The sequence below is a fragment of the Neptuniibacter sp. genome (assembly GCF_024231755.1).
Classification (GTDB): Bacteria; Pseudomonadota; Gammaproteobacteria; order Pseudomonadales; family Balneatricaceae; genus Neptuniibacter.
Genome location: NZ_JAAEQH010000177.1, coordinates 1 through 4,320, shown reverse-complemented (window position 1 = coordinate 4,320; position 4,320 = coordinate 1). Strand labels below are relative to the sequence as shown.

At 45.6% G+C, this 4,320-nt stretch carries 5 protein-coding genes; 3 read left to right on the top strand and 2 right to left on the bottom strand.

The features are described from left to right. The first annotated feature begins 46 nt into the window (after positions 1 to 46). Entirely contained in the window at positions 47 to 571 is a 525-nt protein-coding gene (locus GY843_RS09490; protein WP_297308940.1) for a DUF2062 domain-containing protein, read from the top strand. Positions 572 to 635: 64 nt separating this feature from the next. Here GY843_RS09490 and lolD read toward each other — a convergent pair whose 3' ends face one another. Together lolD and GY843_RS09480 are read right to left on the bottom strand one after the other, a co-directional pair. Continuing rightward, on the bottom strand, positions 636 to 1,328 hold the full coding sequence (lolD, locus tag GY843_RS09485) for a lipoprotein-releasing ABC transporter ATP-binding protein LolD (RefSeq protein WP_297308938.1): 693 nt from the start codon (positions 1,326 to 1,328) through the stop codon (positions 636 to 638). Beyond that, positions 1,321 to 2,565: a lipoprotein-releasing ABC transporter permease subunit gene (locus tag GY843_RS09480; RefSeq protein WP_297308936.1), complete on the bottom strand. Its 1,245-nt coding sequence runs from the start codon at positions 2,563 to 2,565 to the stop codon at positions 1,321 to 1,323. The genes lolD and GY843_RS09480 overlap by 8 nt, the downstream gene beginning before the upstream one ends. A 330-nt stretch (positions 2,566 to 2,895) precedes the next feature. On the opposite strand from GY843_RS09480, the gene GY843_RS09475 reads away from it, so the two are divergent. Continuing rightward, positions 2,896 to 3,471 carry a PilZ domain-containing protein gene (locus GY843_RS09475; RefSeq protein WP_297308934.1) on the top strand — a complete coding sequence of 192 codons (576 nt, stop codon included), beginning with the start codon at positions 2,896 to 2,898 and terminating at the stop codon, positions 3,469 to 3,471. Between the two features lie 6 nt (positions 3,472 to 3,477). After that, the coding region (locus GY843_RS09470; protein ID WP_297308932.1) for a hypothetical protein at positions 3,478 to 4,320 on the top strand (843 nt) is incomplete at its 3' end.

The window sequence follows — 4,320 nt, the reverse complement described above, 5'->3', positions numbered from 1 at the left end:
TGGGGGAATATCCCCGTTTGCATGCCCATAATAAGTAAATTAGAAGATGCCGCGCAAACTTATAAAAAAATACATGCCAGATGAAGAGAAGCTCAAACAGCATAAGCATTTAAGCTGGCTGGGCAGTCACATCCATGAGCCTAATCTGTGGCACCTGAATCGCAAGTCAGTCTCCAGGGCTTTTCTGGTCGGTCTGTTTTGTGCGTTTCTACCGATCCCTTTTCAGATGCTGGTTGCGGCAGTACTGGCAATTATCATCCGGAGCAACCTACCAATTTCTATTGGCTTAGTCTGGATTACCAATCCGCTAACCATGCCCCCTATCTTCTACTTTTCTTACCTTGTGGGGGATTTTCTGATCGGAGACCCAAATCAAAGCATCCAGTTCGAAATGACCATGGAGTGGCTGAGCGGAAGCCTTTCACTGATCTGGTGGCCGCTACTGTTTGGCTCAGTTATCTGTGGTGTTGTATTCGGTATTGCCGGGTATTTTTCAGTTCAGGGGTTCTGGGCCTGGCATGTGGGAAGAAGCTGGAAAAAGCGCAGTGATCGCGGTGAATTCAAGCAGTAGTAGTAATCGCTAGGGGAGCAGATTTAGTTATCTCGCTCAGATTGGCAAACAAGAGATGAGCAATCTAGCGCTCAACCAGTTTGCCATCGATTAGCTCAAGCACCCGCCCCGTTCTCTGGGCCAGCTCAGGATCATGTGTAACCAATACGAATGCGATTTGGTGTTCCTGATTTAATTGGTCAATCAGCTTTTGCACGCTTTGAGCAGTGTTGCGATCAAGATTTCCGGTGGGCTCATCCATCAATACAACCGCAGGTTTACCCACAAGCGCACGCGCAATGGCCACACGCTGTCTCTCGCCACCACTCAACTGTGCCGGTTTATGGGAAAGTCGATCCTTTAAACCAACGGATTCAAGAATCTCTGCTGCACGTTGTTTCACTTCAGGCAAAGGCTCATTACGCATCAAAAGCGGCATTGATACATTTTCAAGCGCAGTAAATTCCGGTAAAAGGTGGTGGAACTGATAAACAAAACCCAAAGTTTTATTACGTATTTCAGCCCGCCTGGACTCATTGCCACTATGCAGATTCTCACCATTGATCAGAACCTCACCCTGACTGGGTGAATCCAGACCACCCAAAATATTCAGCAAAGTACTCTTACCGGAACCCGAAGATCCAATAATTGCCAGTTGCTCACCTTTCTCAAGGGAAAAATCCAGCTCATTTAGAACACTGACTTCACGACCTGCATCCTTATAGATCATAGAAACAGAGCTAGCCTGCAGTACCACTTCAGCTACAGCCTTATTCATACCTTAAAGCCTCCGCCGGATGAGTTTTAGATGCACGCCATGCAGGATAGATAGTTGCAAGAAAGCTGATTAGCAACGCACTGCAGGTGATGATTCCTACATCTGGCCACTGTAGGTCAGATGGCAAGTAACTGATGAAATACACATCCGCGTTCAGGAATTGGATATTGAACGTATGCTCGACCCAAGCGATCAGATCAGAGATTGTCAGTGCCAATGTTACGCCAAGTGCTGCTCCCAACAATGTGCCCATTACCCCGATCACGGTTCCCTGAACCATAAAGATCCGCATAATTCTTCCTGGGGTAGCCCCCAGAGTACGCAAGATAGCCACATCAGCTTTCTTATCGGTCACCACCATTACTAATGTCGAAACAATATTGAATGCAGCTACCAGCACGATCAGGAATAGGAGCAGCCCGATCATTTTCTTCTCTAACTGAATAGCCTGAAAAAGATTGCCATGGGTTCGGGTCCAATCACTAGCACGGAAATACCCCTCCAATCCGACTGCAATCTCACGGGCTATTTGAGGTGCTTCAAACAGATCGTCAAACATCAGGCGGATACCATCAACACCTCCACCCATTCGTTTAATCTTGGCAGCATCTTTCAGATTGATATAAGCAAGATTAGCATCCAGCTCGGCCCCTACTTCAAAAATGCCTACGACGGTAAAACGTTTCAGACGGGGAACCACACCCGCAACACTTACGGACGCTTCAGGCAGAACCAGCGTTACTTTGTCACCAACTTTGGCCCCCATATATCGGGCTAGAAGGTCACCCAGCACAATACCAAAACGCTGCTCGTTGAGTGCTTGTAGGGACCCCTGCGTTATATGATTGCCAAGGATAGAAACTTTACTTTCGTAATCTGGATCGATGCCGTTGATAAGCGCACCACGCACGACTCCTCGACTGGTCAGCATAGCCTGCGCTTGGATGAATGGTGCGGCAGCAACAACTTCTGGATGCTGCTCAAGCTTATTTAAGAGCTCTGGCCAGTTTTCAATCGAGCGCCCATAACCGTTAATAGATGCATGGGGAACCATACCCAGAATGCGCTGTTTAAGTTCACGATCAAAGCCATTCATCACTGAAAGCACGACAATAAGCGCTGCTACACCCAGCATTAAGCCCAACATGGATGCCAGTGAAATAAATGAGATAAAGTGATTGCTTCGCTTTGCAGCGGTATAGCGCAATCCAATAAAGATAGATAAGGGCTTAAACATGGGCGCGATTAAAGCACAGATAGTAGAGTGTGTAAAAACAACAATGAATTACTACTAATTTCTGCAATTGATTTCCTAACTCATTGTTTGTAATAAAAATCCTTTTATAAAAAAGCATATAAGCCAGTCCGAAAAAATCTTACCAATCTGCTGCTTTTCTATTTCTTTCTACATTATACTCAAGAACCCAGTGAACAAACGCTGAATGTCTCTGTCAAACTGAGCAATTCAAGTGCAAGACAACGATTACCGGTATTTTTTGTCTGAAAAAAGTTAATAGCTTGTACACTGGATGCTATTTTAAGAATCAAAAAATGTATGAGGCTGAGGATGCAGGAACAAGATCGCCGTCAATATTTTCGCATTGAGCAACGGGTTTCCCTGGAACTAAAAGTAGTATCGGAAAACGAGATCAGTGCTCATCCCAGCCCAAGCCAGTTTGATGTCTCGCCAAACTTCCTTTTACTGAGCGAATTACAGGAGATGGATGCAGCGAGCAGCCATCTATTGAGAAAAATCGCTGAGAAAGACACTAATGTTTCCGCATTCCTGAACATTGTCCATGACAAGATTGAACGCATTGCTCAAGCCATTGCATCATCAGAAATGACTATCAGCAATGCGGCTATTCAGGAAGTAAATATGTCTGAGGGCGGCCTTCAGTTCTCCTGCGATGAACAGTACGAGGTAGGTAGTTTCTTCTCGATAAAATTGGTTTTCCCTGAATCCTGCATGGGCCTGTTAGTCTACGCACAATGCTGCCGTAGTGATCAAATGGCTGATGGCAGCTACCTAACCGGTGCTGAGTTCGTAAAAATGCCTGAAAGCTGCCGCATGATCCTAGCGCGCCAGATTTTTGAGAGTCAGGCACGCCAGCGTAAGAAACAGGCCGAAGAAGACGAATAATCACTTATGACTACACAAACTCAGGATCTTATCTGTGCATTTGAACACCTGAGTTCACAGTTGAAACATTTTCAAGATTCTCTGTTAAGTGATAAACAGCGCTACTTCCTATTACCTGTTAATGGTCAGGAGCCTAACCTTAAGCAGGCCAACGATATCATCACCAATATCTGGTATCGGGACAAAGGGGATGGCCGCTGTACAGAGAACCTTTATGGCTTGATTGGAGTATCTGCTTCAACATTAGATACTCTCAAATCCCTCAATGAGAGCAAACAAGCATTCCAGGCTTGCGTTAAAGAGTTCAGAAGCGCTAAGGAAAAACCCGCACATATTCTGCAAAAACGCGCTCAACTACTTGCAGAGTCGCTAGAAAGAACAGGTTTAGCCAGGCTCCACCTTAAACAGTGCTATCGCCAAATCCCCTATTTAGAACATACCCCTTTAAAAGTAGGTTTTAGCTGGTACTCAAGCGGAAGAAGTATCAAGAAGCTTAGTGTGGCTGCTGCAGAAAAGCGTCTTCTAAAGCTGGACTATTCTCAACCTCATATCAGACTTCAGCTACAAGCGTTAGGCAAAATCCCCAGCTCTGAGGTTTTGTTACAGTTACAACCCCAGGTGCCTGTAATGCGAGCAAATATGGTATGGAAAGAGGAAGAGATCCTGATGCGAAAAGCACGCAACTGCCCTTTACCCCTTTTCTTTCCTTTAGATGATAAACAGGCTTTTCCAGAATATAATACGCCGAGTTTGACTCCACCTGATACTCGACAGCGTCAACAGCGAAGTGATCTGATCATCGATCCGACCCCTTTTCTGCCCAGCTTACGGGTCCACCGATACAGAAAC